Origin of the sequence: Frigoribacterium sp. CFBP 8766 (assembly GCF_014841435.1) — a bacterium.
Taxonomy (GTDB): domain Bacteria; phylum Actinomycetota; class Actinomycetes; order Actinomycetales; family Microbacteriaceae; genus Frigoribacterium.
This window is the reverse complement of record NZ_JACYTX010000002.1, coordinates 385,181-406,390: the sequence shown is the minus strand read 5'-3', so window position 1 is coordinate 406,390 and position 21,210 is coordinate 385,181. Positions and strand designations below refer to the sequence as shown.

The 21,210-nt window shown below is 73.5% G+C and carries 20 protein-coding genes; all 20 read left to right on the top strand.

Going from position 1 to position 21,210, the window contains the following annotated elements; all coding sequences use genetic code 11:
- Window positions 1-44 precede the first annotated feature (44 nt).
- The 20 genes from pyrR to IFT90_RS07650 all read left to right on the top strand — a co-directional run bounded on the left by pyrR (window position 45) and on the right by IFT90_RS07650 (window position 21,194).
- A complete protein-coding gene (gene pyrR / locus IFT90_RS07745; RefSeq protein ID WP_192041705.1) occupies window positions 45-587 on the top strand; it encodes a bifunctional pyr operon transcriptional regulator/uracil phosphoribosyltransferase PyrR in 543 nt (180 codons plus the stop codon).
- Window positions 584-1,540, top strand: a complete 957-nt coding sequence (locus IFT90_RS07740) for an aspartate carbamoyltransferase catalytic subunit (RefSeq protein WP_192041704.1) — start codon at window positions 584-586, stop codon at window positions 1,538-1,540. Before pyrR ends, IFT90_RS07740 begins: the two co-directional genes overlap by 4 nt.
- On the top strand, window positions 1,537-2,907 hold the full coding sequence (locus IFT90_RS07735) for a dihydroorotase (protein WP_192041703.1): 1,371 nt from the start codon (window positions 1,537-1,539) through the stop codon (window positions 2,905-2,907). The genes IFT90_RS07740 and IFT90_RS07735 overlap by 4 nt, the downstream gene beginning before the upstream one ends.
- A complete protein-coding gene (locus IFT90_RS07730) occupies window positions 2,904-3,428 on the top strand; it encodes a hypothetical protein (RefSeq protein ID WP_192041702.1) in 525 nt (174 codons plus the stop codon). Before IFT90_RS07735 ends, IFT90_RS07730 begins: the two co-directional genes overlap by 4 nt.
- Window positions 3,421-4,605, top strand: coding sequence for a glutamine-hydrolyzing carbamoyl-phosphate synthase small subunit (gene carA / locus IFT90_RS07725; protein WP_192041701.1), 1,185 nt, complete (start codon window positions 3,421-3,423; stop codon window positions 4,603-4,605). The genes IFT90_RS07730 and carA overlap by 8 nt, the downstream gene beginning before the upstream one ends.
- The gene (carB, locus tag IFT90_RS07720; RefSeq protein ID WP_192041700.1) at window positions 4,605-7,880 is read left to right on the top strand and encodes a carbamoyl-phosphate synthase large subunit; all 3,276 of its coding nucleotides are present in this window, start codon (window positions 4,605-4,607) and stop codon (window positions 7,878-7,880) included. Before carA ends, carB begins: the two co-directional genes overlap by 1 nt.
- On the top strand, window positions 7,877-8,773 hold the full coding sequence (gene pyrF, locus IFT90_RS07715; RefSeq protein WP_192041699.1) for an orotidine-5'-phosphate decarboxylase: 897 nt from the start codon (window positions 7,877-7,879) through the stop codon (window positions 8,771-8,773). Before carB ends, pyrF begins: the two co-directional genes overlap by 4 nt.
- Window positions 8,770-9,675: a guanylate kinase gene (gene gmk / locus IFT90_RS07710; protein WP_192042308.1), complete on the top strand. Its 906-nt coding sequence runs from the start codon at window positions 8,770-8,772 to the stop codon at window positions 9,673-9,675. Before pyrF ends, gmk begins: the two co-directional genes overlap by 4 nt.
- Window positions 9,676-9,735: 60 nt before the next feature.
- A complete protein-coding gene (rpoZ, locus tag IFT90_RS07705; protein ID WP_123545886.1) occupies window positions 9,736-10,002 on the top strand; it encodes a DNA-directed RNA polymerase subunit omega in 267 nt (88 codons plus the stop codon).
- 203 nt (window positions 10,003-10,205) lie between these two features.
- The gene (gene metK / locus IFT90_RS07700; protein WP_192041698.1) at window positions 10,206-11,426 is read left to right on the top strand and encodes a methionine adenosyltransferase; all 1,221 of its coding nucleotides are present in this window, start codon (window positions 10,206-10,208) and stop codon (window positions 11,424-11,426) included.
- A 10-nt stretch (window positions 11,427-11,436) separates the two neighbouring features.
- Window positions 11,437-13,452, top strand: coding sequence for a primosomal protein N' (locus IFT90_RS07695; RefSeq protein WP_371740874.1), 2,016 nt, complete (start codon window positions 11,437-11,439; stop codon window positions 13,450-13,452).
- 14 nt (window positions 13,453-13,466) lie between these two features.
- Window positions 13,467-14,495, top strand: coding sequence for a methionyl-tRNA formyltransferase (locus IFT90_RS16870; protein ID WP_192041697.1), 1,029 nt, complete (start codon window positions 13,467-13,469; stop codon window positions 14,493-14,495).
- Complete coding sequence (locus IFT90_RS07685) at window positions 14,492-15,853, top strand: transcription antitermination factor NusB (protein ID WP_192041696.1); 1,362 nt, start codon at window positions 14,492-14,494, stop codon at window positions 15,851-15,853. The genes IFT90_RS16870 and IFT90_RS07685 overlap by 4 nt, the downstream gene beginning before the upstream one ends.
- A gap of 51 nt (window positions 15,854-15,904) precedes the next feature.
- Window positions 15,905-16,570 (top strand): ribulose-phosphate 3-epimerase, encoded by a 666-nt coding sequence (gene rpe / locus IFT90_RS07680; protein WP_192041695.1) that lies wholly within the window; start codon window positions 15,905-15,907, stop codon window positions 16,568-16,570.
- The gene (locus IFT90_RS07675; RefSeq protein ID WP_192041694.1) at window positions 16,567-16,830 is read left to right on the top strand and encodes a phosphoribosyl-ATP diphosphatase; all 264 of its coding nucleotides are present in this window, start codon (window positions 16,567-16,569) and stop codon (window positions 16,828-16,830) included. Before rpe ends, IFT90_RS07675 begins: the two co-directional genes overlap by 4 nt.
- 67 nt (window positions 16,831-16,897) lie before the next feature.
- The gene (gene hisG / locus IFT90_RS07670) at window positions 16,898-17,737 is read left to right on the top strand and encodes an ATP phosphoribosyltransferase (protein ID WP_146900751.1); all 840 of its coding nucleotides are present in this window, start codon (window positions 16,898-16,900) and stop codon (window positions 17,735-17,737) included.
- A gap of 2 nt (window positions 17,738-17,739) precedes the next feature.
- Complete coding sequence (gene hisF, locus IFT90_RS07665) at window positions 17,740-18,516, top strand: imidazole glycerol phosphate synthase subunit HisF (protein WP_146900754.1); 777 nt, start codon at window positions 17,740-17,742, stop codon at window positions 18,514-18,516.
- 14 nt (window positions 18,517-18,530) lie between these two features.
- Complete coding sequence (gene hisI / locus IFT90_RS07660) at window positions 18,531-18,977, top strand: phosphoribosyl-AMP cyclohydrolase (RefSeq protein ID WP_192041693.1); 447 nt, start codon at window positions 18,531-18,533, stop codon at window positions 18,975-18,977.
- Window positions 18,970-20,493: an anthranilate synthase component I gene (locus IFT90_RS07655; RefSeq protein ID WP_192041692.1), complete on the top strand. Its 1,524-nt coding sequence runs from the start codon at window positions 18,970-18,972 to the stop codon at window positions 20,491-20,493. The genes hisI and IFT90_RS07655 overlap by 8 nt, the downstream gene beginning before the upstream one ends.
- Window positions 20,493-21,194 carry a Trp biosynthesis-associated membrane protein gene (locus IFT90_RS07650; RefSeq protein WP_192041691.1) on the top strand — a complete coding sequence of 234 codons (702 nt, stop codon included), beginning with the start codon at window positions 20,493-20,495 and terminating at the stop codon, window positions 21,192-21,194. The genes IFT90_RS07655 and IFT90_RS07650 overlap by 1 nt, the downstream gene beginning before the upstream one ends.
- Window positions 21,195-21,210 lie beyond the last annotated feature (16 nt).

Below are 21,210 nucleotides of genomic sequence, written 5' to 3'. Positions count from 1 at the left end.
ACGTCCTTTAAGTTCCGTCCCGAGAGGCGGGGAAGGAGGTCCGATTGAGCACACGCACCGTGCTGAGTCAGGCTGACATCACGCGCGCCCTGACGCGCATCTCCCACGAGGTCCTCGAGTCGAACCGGGGCCCCGACGGCCTCGTCGTGCTGGGCATCCCCACGCGAGGCGTCGTCCTCGCCGAGCGGATCGGCGCCCAGCTCTCCTCGATCTCCGGCGTCGCCGTCCCGACCGGCTCCGTCGACGTGACCATGTACCGCGACGACCTGCGCCGCAACCCGACGCGGGCCAGCCAGCCCACCCGCCTGCCCGACGGCGGCATCGACGGCGCGACCGTGGTCCTCGTCGACGACGTGCTCTACTCCGGCCGCACCATCCGCGCCGCCCTCGACGCGCTCAGCGCGCTGGGCCGCCCCCGGGCCGTCCGCCTCGCCGTCCTCGTCGACCGGGGCCACCGCGAGCTGCCGATCCGCGCGGACTTCGTGGGCAAGAACCTGCCCACGTCGGCGGCCGAGCGCATCTTCGTCCGGCTGCACGGCGTCGACGACGACGAGCTCGTCGCCATCGAGGGCGGTTCCGACTCGTGAAGCACCTCCTCAGCACCGCCGACCTCGGTCGCGACGACGCCCTGCGCATCCTCGACGTCGCGGAGGACATGGCCGACGTGTCGACCCGCCAGGTCAAGAAGCTGCCGACCCTGCGCGGCACGACCGTCGTGAACCTCTTCTACGAGGACAGCACCCGCACCCGGATCTCGTTCGAGGCGGCGGCCAAGCGCCTCAGCGCCGACGTGATCAACTTCGCCGCGAAGGGATCGAGCGTCTCGAAGGGCGAGTCCCTCAAGGACACCGCCCAGACGCTGGCCGCGATGGGCGCCGACGGCATCGTCATCCGGCACCCGGCGTCCGGGGCTCCCCGCGTCCTCGCGGACAGCGGCTGGGTCGACGCCGGGATCGTCAACGCGGGCGACGGCACGCACGAGCACCCGACGCAGGCCCTGCTCGACGCCTTCACGATGCGTCGTCGGGTCCACGGCGACGCGAGCCGCGGCCGCGACCTCGACGGCCTCGAGGTGCTGATCGTCGGCGACATCCTGCACTCGCGCGTCGCGCGGTCCAACGCGTGGCTGCTGCGGACCCTGGGGGCCCACGTGACGGTGGTGGCGCCTCCCACGCTCCTGCCGGTCGACGTCAGCCGCCTGGGAGTCGACGTGCACTACGACCTCGACGAGGCGATCGCCCGGGTGCAGCCCGACGTTGTCATGATGCTGCGCATCCAGCAGGAGCGGATGGTCGAGGCGTTCTTCCCCAACGCCCGCGAGTACGCCCGTTCCTGGGGCCTCGGGGCGGCGCGCTTCCGGTCGCTGCCGCCCACGGCACTCGTCATGCACCCCGGCCCGATGAACCGCGGCCTCGAGATCGGCGACGACGCCGCCGACTCGCCCCGCTCGACCGTGCGCGAGCAGGTCGGCAACGGCGTGGCCGTCCGGATGGCCGTGCTCTACCTCACACTCGCCGGCGACCGGGAGGACTCCCTGTGACCACCACCCACCTGATCCGCGCCGTCGAGACCGTCGACGGCACCCGCACCGACGTCCTCGTCCGCGACGGGGTCGTCGTCGAGCTCGGCTCCGGCCTCAGCGCCGCCGGCGCCGAGGTGATCGACGCCGACGGCCTGCTCGCGCTGCCCGGCCTCGTCGACCTGCACACGCACCTCCGCGAGCCGGGCGGCGAGGGCGCCGAGACCGTCCTCACCGGGTCCCGAGCGGCCGCCGCCGGAGGCTTCACCGCGGTCAACGCCATGGCCAACTCGTCGCCGGTCGCCGACACCGCGGGCGTCGTCGAGCAGGTGCAGGCCCTCGGCGAGCGAGCGGGCTACGTCACGGTCCGGCCGATCGGCGCCGTGACCCAGGGCCTCGAGGGCCGTCGGCTCTCGGAGATCGGCGCCATGGCCCGGTCCCGGGCGGCCGTCCGCGTCTTCTCCGACGACGGCCACTGCGTCTCCGACCCGCTGCTGATGCGTCGTGCGCTCGAGTACGTCAAGGGCTTCGGGGGAGTCGTGGCCCAGCACGCGCAGGAGCCGCGCCTCACCGAGGGTGCCCAGATGAACGAGGGCGCCCTGTCGGCCGAGCTCGGCCTCGGCGGCTGGCCCGCCGTCGCCGAGGAGTCGATCATCGCCCGCGACGTCCTGCTCGCCGACCACGTCGGCGCCCGCCTGCACGTCTGCCACGTCTCGACGGCGGGCAGCGTCGAGGTCGTCCGCTGGGCCAAGGCGCGGGGGATCGACGTGACCGCCGAGGTCACGCCGCACCACCTCCTCCTCACCGAAGACCTGGTCTCGGGCTACGACTCGCGCTACAAGGTCAACCCGCCGCTCCGCCGGGCGGAGGACGTGGAGGCGCTGCGGGCAGCCCTCGCCGACGGCACGGTCGACATCGTCGCCACCGACCACGCCCCGCACACCTCGGAGGCGAAGCACTGCGAGTGGGACGCTGCCGCGAACGGCATGGTTGGCCTCGAGAGCGCCCTCTCCGTCGTGCACCGGACGATGGTCGAGACGGGCCTGATCGGCTGGGCGGACGTGGCCCGCGTGCTGTCGGTCGCACCGGCGCGCATCGGGCAGGTCGAGGGGCACGGACGACCGCTGGCCGTCGGGGAGCCCGCCGAGCTGACCCTCTACGATCGAGGGGTGAGCAGGACCTTCGGCACCGAGCACCTGGCGGGCCGCAGCCGCAACTCGCCCTTCCTCGGGCACACGCTGCCCGGGCAGGTCGTCACGACGCTGCACCAGGGCTACGCCACCGTCCGTGACGGCCTCGTCGTCGACGAGCGCGAGATCGCCGACCGCGCCGCTCGCGTGGCCGCGGCGGCCGTCCTGGCCGCCCCCGAGCCTGCGGGCGCCCCGTGAACCGCTGGGTGATCGGCGCGGGCATCCTCGTCCTGCTCGTGTTCGTCGTCCTCCTCATGGTCCGCTCCTGGCGCGCCCGAGGTCGGCGTCAGGCGGACATCGCCCTGCCCGAGACGGCCCCCGACGCCCTGTCGCCGGCCCTCGTCGAGCACGACGGCTTCTACGTCGCGACGACCCGGTCGGGCGACCCGCTCGACCGGATCGTGGTCGGCGGGCTCGGCTTCCGGGGCCGGGCCGTCATCTCGGTGCACCGGGAGGGCGTGCGCCTCGAGATCGCGGGCGAGCCCGCGAAGCTGGTCCGCGCCTCCTCGATCCGCGACGTCGGCCGCGCGACCTGGACCATCGACCGCGTGGTCGAGACCGACGGGCTCGTGCTCATCGCCTGGAGCCTCGGCGACACCGACGTCGACACCTACCTGCGCGTCACGGACGACCCCCGCCCGCTCGTCGACGCCGTCCGCACCATCACGACCTCGGCCCCCACGGCCGGCACCACCACAGGAGAGCAGACCATTGACTGACGCGTCCACCACCACCCGGGCCGTCCTGGTGCTCGAAGACGGGACCCGCTACGCCGGCCGCGCCTACGGCGCCGTCGGGCGGACGCTCGGGGAGACCGTCTTCGCCACCGGCATGACCGGCTACCAGGAGACCCTCACCGACCCGTCCTACGCGGGGCAGATCGTCGTCATGACGGCCCCGCACATCGGCAACACGGGCGTCAACGACGAAGACCCCGAGTCCCGTCGCATCTGGGTCTCGGGCTTCGTCGTCCGCGACGCCAGCCGCGTCGTCTCGAACCACCGAGCCCAGGGCAGCCTCGACGACCAGCTCGTCGCCGACGGCGTCGTGGGCATCCGCGGCATCGACACCCGCGCGCTGACCCGTCGCCTCCGCGACGTCGGCTCGATGCGCGGCGGCGTGTTCAGCGGCCCCGACGCCGAGCTCGATGACGACGAGCAGCTCGCCCTCGTGCGCGGCTCGGCCGACATGCGCGGCCTCAGCCTCTCGAGCCAGGTCTCGACCGTCGAGCCCTACGTGCTCGAGGCCGAGGGCGAGCTCGTCGGCTCGGTCGCGGTGCTCGACCTGGGAGTCAAGACGTCGACGCTGCGCTACCTCGCCCAGCGCGGCTTCCGCGTGCACGTCCTCCCGCAGGACACGACACCCGACCAGCTCCGCGCCCTCGCGCCCGACGCCCTCTTCTTCTCGAACGGTCCCGGCGACCCCGCGGCCAGCGACGCCCAGGTCGAGCTGCTGCGTGGCGCCCTCCGCGACGGCCTGCCCTACTTCGGCATCTGCTTCGGCAACCAGCTGTTCGGCCGGGCTCTCGGCTTCGACACGTACAAGCTGCCCTTCGGCCACCGCGGCATCAACCAGCCGGTGCTCGACAAGACGACCGGCAAGGTCGAGATCACGAGCCAGAACCACGGCTTCGCGGTCGACGCGCCCGTCGAGGGCGTGCTCGACTCGCCCGCCGGCTTCGGCCGCGTCGAGGTCAGCCACTTCAGCCTCAACGACAACGTCGTCGAGGGCCTCCGCGCCCTCGACATCCCGGCCTTCTCGGTGCAGTACCACCCCGAGGCGGCGGCCGGGCCCCACGACAGCAACCACCTCTTCGACCGCTTCCGCGAGGCGGTCGTGGCACGCAAGTCCGGCCAGCCCGTCGACTTCGGCTCCGACCTGGAAAGCAGCAACTGATGCCCAAGCGCGCAGACATCAACTCGGTCCTCGTCATCGGCTCCGGGCCGATCGTCATCGGCCAGGCGGCCGAGTTCGACTACTCGGGCACCCAGGCGTGCCGCGTCCTCCGCGAGGAGGGCGTGCGCGTCATCCTCGTGAACCCGAACCCGGCCACGATCATGACCGACCCCGACTTCGCCGACGCCACCTACGTCGAGCCCATCACGTCCGAGGTCCTCGAGGCGATCATCGTCAAGGAGCGGCCCGACGCGATCCTGCCGACCCTCGGCGGCCAGACGGCGCTCAACGCCGCCATCGCGCTCGACGAGGAGGGCATCCTCGCCAAGCACGGCGTCGAGCTGATCGGCGCCAAGGTCGAGGCGATCCAGAAGGGCGAGGACCGACAGCTCTTCAAGGAGCTGGTGCTCGAGTCGGGCGCCGACGTCGCGAAGTCCTACATCGCGCACACCGTCGAGGAGGCGGTCGACTTCGCCGAGGACCTCGGCTACCCGCTCGTCATCCGTCCGTCGTTCACGATGGGCGGCCTCGGCTCGGGCTTCGCGTACACCCGCGACGAGCTCGTCCGCATGGTCACCGACGGCCTGCACCAGAGCCCGACCACCGAGGTCCTGCTCGAGGAGAGCATCCTCGGCTGGAAGGAGTACGAGCTCGAGATGATGCGCGACACGGCCGACAACACGGTCGTCGTCTGCTCGATCGAGAACGTCGACCCGGTCGGCGTGCACACGGGCGACTCGATCACGGTCGCGCCCGCGCTCACCTTGACCGACCGCGAGTACCAGAACCTCCGCGACATCTCGATCGACATCATCCGTCGCGTGGGCGTCGACACGGGCGGCTGCAACATCCAGTTCGCGATCGACCCGGCCGACGGCCGCGTCATCGTCATCGAGATGAACCCGCGCGTCTCGCGCTCCAGCGCGCTGGCGTCGAAGGCGACGGGCTTCCCGATCGCCAAGATCGCCGCGAAGCTGGCCCTCGGTTACCGCCTCGACGAGATCCCGAACGACATCACCAAGGTGACGCCCGCCTCCTTCGAGCCCACCCTCGACTACGTGGTCGTCAAGGTGCCGCGGTTCGCCTTCGAGAAGTTCCCCGCGGCCGACACGACGCTCAGCACGACGATGAAGAGCGTCGGCGAGGCCATGGCCATCGGCCGCAACTTCGCCCAGGCGCTGCAGAAGTCGCTGCGCTCGCTCGAGAAGCGCGGGTCCAGCTTCCACTGGGAGGGCGAGCCCGGCGACCGGGAGGCGCTGCTGAGCCTGGCGCACACGCCCACCGACGGCCGCATCGTCACCGTCCAGCAGGCCCTCCGCGCCGGCGCCACGGCCGAGCAGGTCTTCGACTCGACCGCGATCGACCCCTGGTTCATCGACCAGGTCGTCCTGATCAACGAGGTCGCCGACGAGATCGCCGCCGCGCCCGAGCTCGACGCGGACCTGTTCGCGCACGCCAAGGACCACGGGTTCAGCGACGTGCAGATCGGACAGCTGCGCGGGCTCGGCGAGCAGGAGGTGCGCGAGCTGCGCTGGTCGCTCGGCGTGCGTCCCGTCTTCAAGACGGTCGACACCTGCGCGGGCGAGTTCCCCGCGCTGACCCCGTACCACTACTCGAGCTACGACCTCGAGACCGAGGTCGCGCCGAGCGACCGCCGCAAGGTGATCATCCTCGGCTCGGGCCCGAACCGGATCGGCCAGGGCGTCGAGTTCGACTACTCGTGCGTGCACGCCAGCTTCGCCCTGAGCGACGCGGGCTACGAGACGATCATGGTCAACTGCAACCCCGAGACGGTCTCGACCGACTACGACACGAGCGACCGGCTCTACTTCGAGCCGCTCACCCTCGAGGACGTCCTCGAGGTCGTGCACGCCGAGTCAGCCAGCGGCGAGCTCGTCGGCGTCGTCGTGCAGCTCGGTGGCCAGACCGCGCTCGGCCTGTCCAAGGGCCTCGAGGCGGCGGGCGTCCCGATCCTCGGCACCTCGCCCGACGCCATCGACTCCGCCGAGGAGAGGGGTCTGTTCTCCGCGATCCTGGACGAGGCCGGCCTGCTGGCCCCGCGCAACGGCACCGCGACCGACTACGAGACCGCCGTCGCCGTCGCGGAGGAGATCGGTTACCCCGTGCTCGTCCGCCCCTCGTACGTGCTCGGCGGCCGCGGCATGGAGATCGTCTACGACAGCCCCTCCCTCGCCGACTACTTCGTCCGCGTGAGCGACCAGGCGATCATCGGCCCGGATGCGCCCCTGCTCGTCGACCGGTTCCTGGACGACGCCGTCGAGATCGACGTCGACGCCCTCTACGACGGCGCCGAGCTCTACGTCGGCGGCGTCATGGAGCACATCGAGGAGGCGGGCATCCACTCGGGCGACTCGAGCTGCACCCTGCCGCCGGTGACGCTCGGCAAGGGCGAGATCGACCGCGTCCGCGAGGCCACGCTCGCCATCGCGGAGGGCATCGGCGTCCGCGGCCTGCTCAACGTGCAGTTCGCGATCGCGGCCGGCGTCCTCTACGTGATCGAGGCGAACCCCCGGGCGAGCCGCACGGTGCCGTTCGTCTCGAAGGCGCTCGGCATCCCGCTCGCCAAGGCGGCGTCGCTCGTCATGGTCGGCCAGAGCATCCGCGAGCTCGTCGAGAGCGGGCTGCTGCCCGCCCAGGACGGCTCGGACGTGCCCCTCGACTCCCCGATCTCCGTCAAGGAGGCGGTGCTCCCGTTCAAGCGCTTCCGCACGAAGGAGGGCCAGGTCGTCGACAGCGTCCTCAGCCCCGAGATGCGCTCGACCGGCGAGGTCATGGGCATCGACCGGGACTTCCCCCGTGCCTTCGCGAAGAGCCAGACAGCGGCGTACGGCGGGCTGCCATCGACGGGCACCGTCTTCGTCAGCGTCGCCGACCGCGACAAGCGCGCCATCGTGCTGCCCGTCCTGCGCCTCCAGCAGCTCGGCTTCCGCGTGCTCGCGACCGAGGGCACGGCGACCGTGCTCATCCGCAACGGGATCGCGGCCGAGATCGTCGGCAAGTACAGCGCCGGCGGCGAGAGCGTCGTCGACCTGATCAACCGCGACGAGGTCGACATCGTGATCAACACGCCGAGCGGCTCGAGCGCCCGCGCGGACGGCTACGAGATCCGCGCCGCCACCGTCGCGGCCGACAAGGCCCTCTTCACGACGATCGCGCAGCTCGGCGCGGCGGTGGCCTCGATCGAGGCCATCCACACGCCCTTCGAGGTCACGAGCCTGCAGGACTACGGTCTGGCGCGGGCGGCACGGCGGTGACGGCCGCCTCCGTCGCCGCTGCGGTCCCGGCCGGCGGGGCGGGCGCCTCCTTCGGGTCTCGCCTCGCCGACGTCCTCGAGACGTCCGGCGGCCTCTGCGTCGGCATCGACCCGCACGCCTGGCTGCTCGAGGAGTGGGGACTGCCGACCAGCGCGGCCGGTGTCCGCGAGCTCGGCCTGCGCGCGGTCGAGGCGACCGCGGGGTCGGCCGGGGTCGTGAAGCCCCAGGTCGCCTTCTTCGAGCGCTGGGGCTCGGCCGGCTTCGCCGCGCTCGAGGACGTCCTCGCGGCCGCCCGCGACGCCGGGCTGATCGTGATCGGCGACGCCAAGCGCGGCGACGTCGGCAGCACGATGGACGGCTACGCCGAAGCCTGGTTCGCCCCCGACTCGCCCCTGCGGGTCGACGCCCTCACGGTGTCCCCGTACCTCGGCTTCGACTCGCTCCGCAGCACGATCGACCGGGCCCGTCAGGTCGGTGCGGGCGTCTTCGTCCTCGCGGCGACCTCCAACCCGGAGGCGCGGGCCGGGCAGACCGCGCGCGTCGCCGGCCCCGACGGCACGTCACGGACCCTGGCGGCAGGTATCGTCGACCAGGTGCGAGACGACGACCAGGCAGCAGGGGAGACCCGACTCGGCTCCGTGGGCCTCGTGCTCGGGGCGACCGTCGACCTCGCGTCGTACGGCATCGACACGGCGGCGCTGACCGGCGTGCCCGTCCTCGCCCCCGGCTTCGGCCACCAGGGGGCTCGGGTGTCCGACCTTACGGCCCTCTACGGCGCGGCAGCACGCACCGTCCTCGTCTCGACCTCCCGCGGCGTCCTCGCATCCGGCCCCGACGGGATGGCCGCGGCCGTCCGCGACGCCGCGGAGGAGGTGCGCTCGTGCCTCGCATGACCCCGCCGCCGGTCGACCGTGCCGCCGCCGCCCGGGCCGCGGTCGCCGCCCGTCGTGCCCGCGCCGCCGTCAAGGCCTCCGTCGCCGAGCGACGGCGCACCGCGCTCGACGTCGCCGAGGCCGCCTGGGCCGGCGAGCCGACGGCGCCCGAGGCGACGCTGCGCGTCCGTGAGCTGCTCACGAGCATCCCCGGCATCGGGCCCACCCGGGTCGCGCGGATCATGACCGACCTCGGCATCGCCGAGTCGAAGCGGGTCGGCGGCCTCGGCGTCCGGCAGCGTCGCATCCTCGGCGACTGGCTCGCCGTCCGCGAGGCCCGGGGACGCGTGCGGTCCCGACTCGTCGTCCTCGCCGGGCCCACGGCCGTCGGCAAGGGCACCGTCTCGACCCACATCCGGGAGAACTACCCCGACGTGCACCTCTCCATCTCGGCGACGACCCGGGCGCCGCGACCGGGCGAGGTCGACGGCGTGCACTACTACTTCGTCGACGACGCCGAGTTCGACCGGATGATCCGCGAGCGCGAGCTGCTCGAGTGGGCCACCGTGCACAACTCGTACCGCTACGGCACGCCGCGGCCCCCGATCGACGCCGCCCTGCAGGCCGGACGGAGCGTCCTGCTCGAGATCGACCTCCAGGGCGCCCGCCTCGTCCGCACGGCGATGCCCGAGGCCGTCCTCGTGTTCCTGCTGCCGCCCACGTGGGACGAACTCGTCCGCCGGCTGATCGGCCGGGGCACGGAGGACGCGGCCGAGCAGCAGCGCCGACTCGAGACCGCGAAGGTCGAGCTGGCCGCCCAGGACGAGTTCGACGTGAAGGTCGTGAACCACGACGTGCCCGAAGCGGCCCGCGAGGTCGTAGAATTGATGACTGCGCCCGAGGACGCACGCCCGCAGGCGTGACTCGCGCCCCGATCTCTGCACCTGCCGGTGCCTGACAGAACCCCACAACGAGGAGTGACCATGGCCGACAAGAACAAGGGCATCATCGATCCGCCCATCGACGAGCTGCTCTCGAAGGTCGAGTCGAAGTACGCGCTCGTCATCTTCGCGTCGAAGCGCGCGCGTCAGATCAACGACTACTACGCCGACCTGCACGAGGGCAGCCTCTTCGACAACGTGGGCCCCCTCGTCGACAGCACCATCGACGACAAGCCCCTCTCCGTCGCGATGCACGAGATCAACGAGGACAAGCTCGAGGCCAAGCCCCTGCCCGCCGCCGCGGAGTAGGCGCCGCACGGCTGCCCGTCGCCGTCCGACGTCAGCGTCGTCGGACGTCAGCGTCGTCCGACGTCACTGTCGGCGGCCGGCCGTAGCATCGAACGAGGCCCCCTGGGAGACCGTCCCGCGGGGCCTCGCCGCGTCCGACGACGCCTGACGTCCTCACCCCTGATCTCGACACCGACCCCGGAGCCCCTGTGACCTCTTCCGACGTGACATCCGCCAGCACCGCGACCGCACCGAGGAGCCTCCGGCTCTTCACGTCGGAGTCGGTCACCGAGGGCCACCCCGACAAGATCTGCGACCAGATCTCCGACGGCATCCTCGACGCGCTGCTCGCGGTCGACCCGCAGAGCCGGGTCGCCGTCGAGACGATGGTGACGACCGGGCTCGTCCACGTCGCGGGCGAGGTCACGACCAAGGGCTACGTCGACATCCCCACGATCGTCCGCGACCTCATCGTCGGCATCGGCTACGACTCCTCGGCCGTCAGCTTCGACGGCCGCACCTGCGGCGTCGAGGTGTCCATCGGCGCCCAGTCGCCCGACATCGCCCAGGGCGTCGACACGGCACTGGAGGCGCGGGGCGGCACCTCGGACGACGCCCTCGACCGCCAGGGCGCCGGCGACCAGGGCATCATGTTCGGCTACGCCACCAACGAGACGCCGCAGTACATGCCCCTCCCGGTGTGGCTGGCCCACCGGCTGGCGGAGCGGCTGGCGCACGTCCGCAAGAGCGGCGAGCTCGACTACCTCCGTCCCGACGGCAAGACCCAGGTCACGGTCGGCTACGACGGCGTCGTCCCGCGCACGGTCGACACGGTCGTCGTCTCCACCCAGCACTCGCCGAGCGTCTCGACCGAGCAGCTCGAGGCCGACGTGATCGCCCACGTCGTGCGACCGGTGCTCGACGAGGCCGGGCTCGACTCGACCGGCACGCGCTTCATCATCAACCCCACGGGGCGCTTCGAGATCGGCGGCCCGCAGGGCGACGCCGGCCTCACGGGCCGCAAGATCATCGTCGACACCTACGGCGGCGCGAGCCGCCACGGCGGCGGCGCGTTCTCGGGCAAGGACCCGTCGAAGGTCGACCGCTCGGCCGCCTACGCCATGCGCTGGGTCGCCAAGAACGCCGTCGCGGCGGGCCTGGCCGACCGCATCGAGCTGCAGATCGCCTACGCCATCGGCCGGGCGGCCCCCGTCGGGCTCTACGTCGAGACCTTCGGCACCGGGCACGTGGCCGACGACGTCATCATCGAGGCCGTCAAGGCGGTCTTCGACCTGCGCCCGGCGGCGATCATCCGCGACCTCGACCTGCTGCGGCCGATCTACGCGGCCACGTCGACCTACGGCCACTTCGGCCGCGAGCTGCCCGAGTTCACCTGGGAGGCCCTCGACCGCGTCGACGCGCTCCGGGCCGCCGCCGGTCTCTGACCCGGCTTCCGTGAGCGTGCCCGTCGCGAGCGAGCGGCCGTCGCCGCGTGCCGTGGCGCGGGTGCTGGTCGAGTCGCCGCTGCCGCAGCTCGACCGGCTCTTCGACTACGCCGTCCCGTCGCACCTGCGCGACGACGTCGTGCCCGGCATCCGGGTCAAGGTCCCGCTCCGGTCGGCCGGGCGCATCGCGGACGGCTTCGTGGTCGAGGTCGTCGAGTCGTCGGCGCACGGGGGCGAGCTGAGCGAGGTCGAGGCGATCGTCTCGACCGCCTCCGTCCTCGCGCCCGAGGTGTACGCCCTGGCCAGGGCCGTGGCCGACCGTGCGGGCGGCTCCGCGAGCGACGTGCTGCGCCTGGCCGTGCCGCCCCGCCAGGCGAGGGTCGAGAAGCAGGTGCTCGCGGCCGCGACGGCCGCCGCCGAGTCGGGCGAGACGGTCTCGCACCCCGTCGTCGTCGCCTCCGAGGTCACCGGCTACGGCGCCGGCCAGCTCGCGGGCATCGTCGCGGCCCGCGGCCGCGCCGCCGTCGACGCCGTGCCTCTGCTCGACGAGCTGCCCGACGGCTCGTGGGTCGGCCGGTGGGCCCTCACGGTCGCCCAGCTCGCGACGGTGGCCCTGGCCGCCGGCGAGAACGCGGTCGTCGCCGTGCCCGACCACCGTGACGAGGACCAGGTGCTGCGGGCCCTGGCCGCGCTGCTCCCCGCGGAGAGCGTGGTCCGGCTCGACTCGAAGCAGTCGAACGCCGACCGCTACCGCTCGGTGCTGCGGGCGAGGGGCGACCAGCCGCTCGTCCTCGTCGGCAACCGGTCCGTGCTCCTCGCGCCGTCGGCGCGTCTCGGCCTGATCGTCGTCTTCGACGACGGCGACCCCCTGATGGGCGAGCCGTTGAGCCCGTACGTGCACGCGCGGGACACCGCGCTGGTGCGGCAGTCCCAGCAGCACACCGCGCTCGTGTTCCTCGGCCACGCGCGGAGCACCGACGTGCAGCGACTCGTCGAGATCGGCTTCCTCGCCGAGGTCCGCCCCGACCCCCGCTACCAGCCCCACGTCGTGCCCACGTCCCAGCAGGCGGCCCAGGACGGCTTCGCCGCCCAGGCGCGGATCCCCTCGACGGCCTGGACGGAGGCGCGGGCCGCGGTCGAGCACGGGCCGGTGCTGGTGCAGGTGGCCCACCCCGGCTACTCGCCGCGCCTGGCCTGCACCGAGTGCGGCGACACGGCCCGGTGCACGCGCTGCGGCGGCCCGCTCGTCCAGCGCGCGCAGGGCGCCCAGCCGGCCTGCTCGTGGTGCGGCGCCCTCGCCGTGGGCTGGCGATGCTCGACCTGCGAGGGCACGGCGATGAAGTCGGTCGGCACGGGTGCGTCCCGCACCGCCGACGAGCTCGGCAAGGCGTTCCCGGGGGTCCGCGTCATCGTGTCCGACGGCTCGCGCCAGGTGACGCACGTCGACGCCGAGCCCGCGATCGTCGTCGCGACCCGGGGGGCCGAGCCGATCGCCCCCGGCGGCTACCGTGCCGTCCTGCTGCTCGACGGCGAGCGGATGCTCGCGCGGGAGAGCCTCCGGGTCGCCGAGGACTGCCTCCGCTGGTGGGCCAACGCGGCGGCCCTGGCGGCTCGCCGTGCGCCGATCGTGCTGGTCGGCGTCGGCGGGGCGATCGCCTCCTCGCTCGCGACCTGGGAACTGGCTCGCTACGCGTCCGGCGAGCTGGCCGACCGGCGGGAGCTGCGGTTCCCGCCCGCCGTCCGCGTCGCGACCGTGACGGGCGGCGTCGAGACCGTCGCCCGCGCCCTCGACGAGCTGCCCGACGGCGTCCGGAAGGAGACCCTGGGTCCGGTCGACGTGCCCGACGCCGGCGTCCGCGCCATCGTGCGGTTCGACTACGCCAGCGGGCACGACGTCGCGCAGGTGCTGCGGTCCCAGGTCATCCGCGCCGCGACGGAGCGCCGCAAGGCGATCGGCTCCCGGCGTGGCCGGGGGCTGCCTACACTCAGGGTGCGGTTCGACGACGTCGAGCCGTTCACCGACTGACCTCCAGGAACCCCTTGCGCCTCGTCTTCGCCGGCAGCCCGTCGGCCGCCGTCCCGTCCCTGACCGCCCTCGCCGCGAGCGAGCACGAGGTGGTCGCCGTCGTCACCCGCGACGACACGCCCCAGGGCCGTCGCCGTGTCCTCACCGCGACGCCGGTCGCCCTCGAGGCCGAGCGCCTCGGGCTGCCGGTCGTCAAGACGCGGCGCATCACCGACGAGGTCGCCGAGCGGATCGCCGCCCTCGACGCCGACCTCGGGGTCGTGGTCGCCTTCGGCGCCCTCCTCAGGGAGCCGGTCCTGTCCGCGCCCCGGCTCGGCTGGGTCAACCTGCACTTCTCCCTGCTCCCGCGCTGGCGCGGGGCGGCCCCGGTGCAGCGGTCGCTCATGGCCGGCGACGATCGCACGGGCGCCGTGGTCTTCCAGCTCGTGCCCGAGCTCGACGCCGGCGACCTGCTGGGCGCCCTCGAACGTCCCCTCGACGGCACGGAGACCGCCGGCGCGCTGCTCGACGAGCTCGCGGCCACCGGTGCGGACCTCCTCGGCGACGTCGTCGACCGGCTCGCCGCGGGCACGGCCGAGGCGGTCGCCCAGGTCGGCGAGGTGACCCTCGCCCCCAAGCTCGTCCTGGACGACGGCGCGCTCGACCTCACGCTCCCGGCGACCCAGGTGGTCGACCGCTGGCGGGGCACCACACCCGAGCCCGGCGCCCACCTGCCGCTCGGCGACGCCCGGCTCAAGGTGCTCGAGCTCCGTGCCGTGGACGCTGGCGCGGGCGCAGACGACGCGGCCGGCGCGGCCGCGGAGGGCGAGCCGCTCGCGCCGGGGCGGATCTCGCTCCGGGGCCGCCGCCTCCTCGTCGGCACGGGCACGGCACCGCTCGAGCTGGTACGCGTCCAGCCGCCCGGCAAGAAGCCGATGGCCGGGGCCGACTGGAGCCGCGGGCTGCCGTCGCTCGACGACGTGCTGCTGACGCCGCCGGCCGCGACGACGGGCGACGACACGACGACCACGACCACCACGACCGACGAGGAGGCCCCCGCGTGAGCCGCGTCCAGCCCGCCCGCCAGGTCGCCCTCGACGTGCTGCGTGCCGTCGCCGACGACGACGCCTACGCCAACCTGCTCCTGCCCCCTCGCATCGTCCGCGCCGGCCTCGACGCGCAGGACGCCGCCCTCGCGACCGAGCTGACCTACGGCACGCTCCGCATGTCGGGCTACTACGACCGCGTCGTCGCCCTCGCCGCCCGGCGCCCGGCCGACGCGATCGACCCGGCCCTGCTCGACGTGCTCCGGCTCGGCGTGCACCAGCTGCTGTCGACGCGGGTGGCTGCGCACGCGGCGGTCGACGAGTCGGTCGAGCTCGCGCGCCAGGTCGGCAGCCGCGCCGGCACCGGCTTCGTCAACGGCGTCCTGCGGACGGTCGGCCGGTCGACGCCCGACGAGTGGCGCGAGCGCGTGCTCGCGGCCGCGACGAGCGACGACGACCGGCTCGCCGCCGAGTGGTCGCACCCCGTGTGGGTCATCCGCGCCCTCCGCCGCTCGCTGGCGGCGGAGGGCCGACAGGACGAGCTCGTCGACCTGCTGGCCGCGGACAACGTCGCGCCGCGAGTCAGCCTGGTCGCTCTGCCGGGGCTCGCCGAGCCGTCCGAGCTCGGCGGCGACGACGCGCTGCTCTCGCCCCTCGCGCGGGTCAGCGCCGGGGGAGACCCTGCCCAGCAGCCCGTCGTCCGGACGGGCCGAGCCCGTGTCCAGGACGAGGGCTCGCAGCTCGCCGCCCTGTTGCTGAGCCGGCACCACGACGCCACGCCCGGCGAGCGCTGGCTCGACATGTGCGCCGGCCCCGGCGGCAAGGCGGCCCTGCTCGCCGCCGAGGCGGCCAGGGTCGGTGCGCACCTCGTCGCCAACGAGCTCGTGCCGGCCCGCGTGGGGCTGGTCCGCCAGGCACTCGCGGCCGTCCCCGGCGACGTCGACGTCCGCGAGGGCGACGCCGTCCGCTTCGGCGTCGACGAGCCCGGCGGCTACCAGCGCATCCTGCTCGACGCGCCGTGCACCGGCCTCGGCGCCCTCCGCCGTCGTCCGGAGGCGCGCTGGCGCAAGCAGCCCGGCGACGTGGGCGAGCTCACCCGCCTCCAGGCCGACCTCCTCGCCAGCGCCCTCGACGCGCTCGCGCCCGGGGGCCTGCTCGCCTACGTCACGTGCTCGCCGCACCTCGCCGAGACCCGGGCGATCGTCGAGTCCGGGCTGCGTCGCCGCGACGACGTCGAGCTGCTCGACGGCCCCGAGGCCGTCGCCCGGGTCGCCGTGGGCGAGGTCGACCTCGCCTCTGGGCCCTACGTCCAGCTGTGGCCCCACCGCCAGGGCACCGACGCCATGTTCGTCGCCCTGGTGCAGAAGAAGGCCTGACGCACGAGAGGGCCTGGGGCCGAGGAGGCGCGTCGCCGGTAAGATCGTCCGGTGTCCGTTCGCATCAGCCCCAGCATCCTCTCGGCCGACTTCGCCAACCTCGAGCGCGACCTCGCCCGCATCTCCGACGCGGACCTCGTCCACGTCGACGTGATGGACGGGCACTTCGTGCCGAACCTCACCCTCGGCCTGCCGGTCGTCGAGCGCCTCCAGCAGGTCAGCCCGGTCCCGCTCGACGTGCACCTCATGGTCGAGGACGCCGACCGCTGGGCGCCGCGCTACGCGGAGCTCGGCGCCTTCTCCGTGACGTTCTCCGCCGAGGCCGCCGCCGACCCGGTGGCGACCGCGCGGGCGATCCGCAGCAGCGGGGCGCGCGCGTCCGTCGCGGTCAAGCCCGGCACCGACCTCGAGCCCTACCTGCAGACCCTCGACGAGTGGGACATGATCCTGGTGATGACGGTCGAGCCGGGCTTCGGCGGGCAGTCGTTCATGCCCGAGACGATGCCCAAGCTGGCTCGTGCGCGCGAGGCGGTCCGCGCCTCCGGCCTGGACGTCTGGCTCGAGGTCGACGGCGGCATCGGGCTCGACACGATCGTGACGGCCGTCGAGAACGGCGCCGACACGGTCGTCGCGGGGTCGGCCGTCTACGGCGGCGAGCCCGCCGAGCGCATAGCCGCGCTGAGGGCGGCCGCGGCGACGGTAGCCTTGTCGTCGTGAAGTCCTTCGACCAGCTGTTCTCCGAGCTCAGCGACAAGGCCCGTGACCGTCCCGAGGGCAGCGGCACCGTCGCCGAGCTCGACGCCGGGGTCCACCAGATCGGCAAGAAGATCGTCGAGGAGGCGGCAGAGGTGTGGATGGCCGCCGAGTACGAGGGCGACGTCGCCACGGCTGAGGAGATCTCGCAGCTGATCTACCACGTGCAGGTGCTCATGATCGCCCAGGGCCTGACCCCCGACGACGTGTGGCGACATCTCTGAGCCCGTCCCCACCACCTCACGACGTGACGCCGCCGACCGGCGGCCCCAGAACGGACAGCTCACCACCATGCTCCGCGTAGCAGTGCCCAACAAGGGCTCCCTCAGCGAGACCGCCAGCCAGATGCTCCACGAGGCGGGCTACCAGGGTCGCCGCGACCCGAAGTCGCTCTACCAGGCCGACGAGCGCAACGGCGTCGAGTTCTTCTACCTCCGGCCCCGCGACATCGCGACCTACGTCGGCCAGGGTGCGCTCGACGTCGGCATCACCGGCCGCGACCTGCTGCTCGACTCCGGCTCGACCGCCGGCGAGATCGCGCCCCTCGACTTCGCCTCCTCGACCTTCCGCTTCGCCGGCCCGGCCGGTCGCTTCCGCGAGCTCGCCGACCTCGAGGGCCTCCGGGTCGCGACGAGCTACGTCGGCCTGGTCGGCGCGTTCCTCCGCGACGCCGGGGTCACCGCACAGCTGGTGGGCCTCGACGGGGCCGTCGAGAGCGCCGTCAAGCTCGGCGTGGCCGACGCGATCGCCGACGTCGTCGAGACGGGCACGACCCTCCGCGCCGCCGGACTCGAGGTCTTCGGGCCGGTCATCCTGCAGTCGACCGCCGTGCTGATCGCCTCCGACGCGCAGGCCGCGGGCATCGACGTGCTGCACCGCCGCCTCCAGGGCGTCCTCGTCGCGCGACGCTACGTGATGATGGACTACGACGTGCCGGTGTCGGCCCTCGACGCGGCGACCGCCGTCACGCCGGGCATGGAGTCGCCGACGGTGGCGCCCCTGCACGACGCCGACTGGGCCGCCGTCCGCGTGATGGTGCCCCGCGGCGACACCAACCAGGTGATGGACGCCCTGTACGACCTGGGCGCCCGGGCCATCCTCGTGAGCCCGATCCACGCCGCGAGGCTCTGACCGTGACGGCCGCCGATCCGTCCCTCGCGGTCCGCGTCGTCCCCTGCCTCGACGTCGCCGCGGGGCGCGTCGTCAAGGGCGTCAACTTCCTCGACCTGCGCGACGCGGGCGACCCCGTCGAGCTCGCCCGGACCTACTACGAGCAGGGCGCCGACGAGATCACGTTCCTCGACGTCACCGCGACCGTCGACGACCGGGCGACCACCTACGACGTCGTGCGGGCGACCGCCGAGCAGGTCTTCATCCCGCTGACCGTCGGCGGGGGAGTCCGCTCGACCGACGACGTCGCGCGTCTCCAGGCGGCGGGCGCGGACAAGATCGGCGTCAACAGCGCGGCGATCGCCCGACCCGCGCTCGTCGGCGAGATCGCCGACCGCTTCGGCGCGCAGTGCGTCGTGCTCTCCCTCGACGTCAAGCGATCGGCCCGCATGCCCTCCGGCTTCGTCGTGACGACCCACGGCGGCCGCACCGAGACCGACATCGACGCCGTGGCCTGGGCACGTGAGGCCATCGAGCGCGGCGCGGGCGAGCTGCTCGTCAACAGCATCGACGCCGACGGCACGAAGCAGGGCTTCGACCTCGAGCTCGTGGCCCTGATGCGGTCGAACAGCCGCGTCCCGGTCATCGCCTCCGGCGGGGCCGGTGCCCTCGAGCACTTCGCGCCTGCGGTGGCCGCCGGCGCCGACGCCGTCCTCGCCGCCTCCGTGTTCCACAACCGCGAGCTGACCGTCGGCGACGTGAAGCGCGAGCTGGCGGCCTCCGGCGCCGTCGTCCGATGACACCGGGAGTCCTCATGACCGACCAGACAGCGCGCGACCAGACCCTCACCCGCGAGACCGTCGAGCCGGTCGTGGCGCGTGCCCGCTTCGACGCGAGCGGGCTGCTGCCCGCGATCATCCAGGACGCCGACTCGCGCGACGTGCTGATGATGGGCTGGATGGACGAGGAGGCGCTGCGCCGCACCCTGACCGAGGGTCGCGTGACCTTCTGGTCGCGCTCGAGGCAGGAGTACTGGCGCAAGGGCGACACCTCAGGCCACGCCCAGTTCGTCCGGGCCGCAGCCCTCGACTGCGACGACGACGCGCTCCTCGTCACGGTCGAGCAGATCGGCGCCGCGTGCCACACCGGCGCTCACTCGTGCTTCGACGTCGACCCGCTCAGGCCGGCCACCGCCTCCTCGACGGACGCGGGCACCGACAGCGCGCACCCCGACAGTGCAGCCGAGGCCGACCGTGGCTGACCGCTCGTCCACCACGCGTGCCGGATTCGACGCCCTGCTCGACGGCCACCGGGTGATCCCGGTGGTCCGTGACCTCTTCGCCGACGGCGAGACGCCGGTGGGCATCTACCGCAAGCTCGCCGCCGGCCGTCCGGGCACCTTCCTCCTCGAGTCCGCCGGACAGGGCGGCATCTGGTCGCGCTGGTCGTTCGTCGGCGTCTCGTCGTTCGGCGTCCTCACGACGCACGACGGCGAGGTTCGCTGGCTGGGCCACGGCCTCGACGCCGACCGGGCCCTCGGCGGTGCGACCGGTCGTCCGCTCGAGGTGCTCTCCGCCCTGCACGAGCGCTGGGCGACGCCGCGCATCCCCGACCTCCCGCCGCTCACCGGCGGCCTGGTCGGCTTCGTCGGCTGGGAGGCGGTCCGCGAGCTGGAGCACCTCCCCGACGCGCCTCCCGTCGACTTCACCGTCCCGTCGCAGGCGCTCAGCTTCGTCTCCGAGCTCGTCGCGCTCGACCACCGCACCGGAGCCGTCATGCTGATCGCGACGGTCCTCAACGACGGTGCCGACGACGCCGACGCTCTCTGGGCCGACGCCCAGGCGCGCCTCGACCGGCTGCAGTCGGGCCTCGCGGCGCCGAGCGAAGCCTTCCTCTCCGACGTCGACCTGGGCGTCCAGCCCTCGCCGGTCGACCGGACGCCGCGGGCGGACTACGCCGAGGCGATCGAGCGCTCGAAGCAGTTCATCGTCGACGGCGACGTGTTCCAGGTCGTCGTCTCGCAGCGCTTCGACCACGAGCTGACCGCCGACGCCCTCGACGTCTACCGGGTGCTGCGGACCCTCAACCCGAGCCCCTACATGTACCTGGTGAGCCTCGAGGACGCCACGGGCGAGCCCTACCAGATCGTCGGCTCGTCGCCGGAGGCGCTGGTCAAGGTCGACGGACGGCGCGCCTTCACCCACCCCATCGCCGGCTCGGCCCCCCGCGGCGCGACGCCGGAGGAGGACGGCGCACACGCCGAGCGCCTGCTCGGCGACGAGAAGGAGCGGGCCGAGCACCTCATGCTCGTCGACCTGGCCCGGAACGACCTGCTCAAGGTCTGCACGCCGGGCACCGTCGAGGTGACCGAGTTCATGCAGGTCGAGCGCTTCAGCCACATCATGCACCTCGTCTCGAGCGTCGAGGGCGACCTCGCCCCCGGGCGGAACGCCATCGACGCCTTCCGCGCGACGTTCCCTGCCGGCACGCTCTCGGGCGCGCCGAAGCCGCGAGCCCTCGAGATCATCGACGAGCTCGAGCCGGCCCAGCGCGGCGTGTACGGCGGCGTGGTGGGCTACTTCGACTTCGCCGGCTCGGCCGACGTCGCGATCGCGATCCGCACGGTCCTCCTGCAGGGCGGCGTCGCCCGCGTCCAGGCCGGTGCCGGCCTCGTCGCCGACAGCGACCCCGACGCCGAGGCACAGGAGGCGCGCAACAAGGCCGCCGCCCCCCTCCGCGCCGTCGCCGTGGCCAACGCCATGACGAGGCTCCGCTGATGGCGCCGCGGCGGCTGAAGCTCGTCACGATCCTCGTCGGGGTCCTCCTCGCCGGGGTCGGCCTGCTCACCTGGACGCAGCCGTGGTTCCGCGTGGTGGTCGAGTCCCCGCAGGGCGGACGGCTCGACCTGACCGCGGCCGGCGACGTCGCCGGGTCGCCCGTCTCCGCGCTCTCCCTGGCCGCCCTGGCCCTCGTGGGCGCCCTCACGATCGCGGGGCGCGTCTTCCGGGTCGTCCTCGGCCTGCTGCAGGTCGCGCTCGGCGCCAGTATCGCCGTGACGGCGGGCACCGCCCTCTCCGACCCGGTCCGCGCCTCCGGCAGCGTCGTCACCGACGCGACCGGCGTCGACGGCCAGGACAGCCTGCGCGCACTCGTCTCGTCGACGTCGGCCACCCCGTGGCCCTGGCTCGCGCTCGTCGTCGGCGTGTCCGCCGCGCTGCTCGGCGTGGCGATCGTCGTCACCTCGGGCGCCTGGCCGCAGGCCGGGCGCAAGTACACGGCGACCAGGCTCGTGCCCGCCGACCCCGCGAGCGACCCGAGCGCGACGTGGGACAGCCTCTCGGTCGGCGACGACCCGACCGACCCCGACGGCCCGACCGACGCCGACGACCCGACCGAGCTCGCCGCCGCCGACGAGCCGGCCGCGCCGGTCGACGACGCCGGGCCCCGCCCGGGCGCCGACGACCGACCCAGCCGGTAGACTCGCCCCGTACCGC

What these genes read in the sequence shown, in the direction of transcription:
- carB (WP_192041700.1), top strand. Translation starts at nt 4,605, where the DNA reads ATGCCCAAGCGCGCAGACATCAACTCGGTCCTCGTCATCGGCTCCGGG.
- gmk (WP_192042308.1), top strand. Translation starts at nt 8,770, where the DNA reads ATGACCCCGCCGCCGGTCGACCGTGCCGCCGCCGCCCGGGCCGCGGTC.
- rpoZ (WP_123545886.1), top strand. Translation starts at nt 9,736, where the DNA reads ATGGCCGACAAGAACAAGGGCATCATCGATCCGCCCATCGACGAGCTG.
- hisG (WP_146900751.1), top strand. Translation starts at nt 16,898, where the DNA reads ATGCTCCGCGTAGCAGTGCCCAACAAGGGCTCCCTCAGCGAGACCGCC.
- hisI (WP_192041693.1), top strand. Translation starts at nt 18,531, where the DNA reads ATGACCGACCAGACAGCGCGCGACCAGACCCTCACCCGCGAGACCGTC.
- IFT90_RS07650 (WP_192041691.1), top strand. Translation starts at nt 20,493, where the DNA reads ATGGCGCCGCGGCGGCTGAAGCTCGTCACGATCCTCGTCGGGGTCCTC.